Origin of the sequence: Tepidiforma sp., assembly GCF_026419595.1 — a bacterium.
Lineage (GTDB): Bacteria > Chloroflexota > Dehalococcoidia > Tepidiformales > Tepidiformaceae > Tepidiforma.
Genome location: NZ_JANZZD010000095.1, coordinates 1 through 675 on the forward strand (window position 1 = coordinate 1; position 675 = coordinate 675).

General features: G+C 73.8%; 2 protein-coding genes. Both read right to left on the reverse strand.

Annotation, left to right across the window (positions count from 1 at the left end; all coding sequences use genetic code 11):
• Nucleotides 1–432 (reverse strand): phage tail tape measure protein (locus N2041_RS14535; RefSeq protein WP_297679318.1); only part of this gene is annotated, 432 nt, incomplete at its 3' end.
• Between the two features lie 3 nt (nt 433–435).
• A partial coding sequence (locus tag N2041_RS14540) for a hypothetical protein (RefSeq protein WP_297679320.1) occupies nt 436–675 on the reverse strand: 240 nt, incomplete at its 5' end.

Here is a 675-nt window from a genome sequence, read left to right on the forward strand (position 1 = left end):
GTCGCGGGCCGTGATCCCGTTCGCCGCGAGCACCTCCATCGCCTGCGTCACCTCGCCGGCCGAGTACGCCGTCGACTCCCCGAGCTCGAGCGCCGTCTGCTTGAGGGCGGCGAGTTCCGCGCCCGTCGCGCCGGCCACGGAGGCGACGATGTTCAGCTGCTTCTCGAAGTCGGCGCTCGCCTTCAGCGCGCTCGCGATTCCGCCGCCGACGGCCGCCAGCCCGCCGGCGAGCCCGACCATCGCCGCCTTGCCGACCGCCTGCATCGAGCTGCCCAGCGCGCCGACGGCGCCCCCCAGCGCCCCGAAGCGGCCGTTCGTCTCCTCGGCGGCGGTGGTCAGCCCTTCGAGGTCGCGGCGGGCCTCATCCATCGCCGCCTTTGCCTCGTTCACCGCCCGGATGGCGAAGGTGAGCTTCGCGGCCCCCGCGGACACCGCTCACTCCCCCCGGAGCCGCCGGATGGCGCGCGCCTCGGCCTCCGCCTGCATCCAGGCGAGGACGTCGTCGTAGTCGCGCGCTGCCCCGAGCAGCGCCAGGTAATCGAGATAGCCGCCGACGCGGTCCATGACGGCCACCCAGGCCACCTCCTCGGGAATCGCGCCCCGCCCGTTCAGGAGAACGTCGGCGAGGCGGCGAACGAGTTTTTTGTCTCCTCCGGGCTCCGCCGGGCGTAGAGC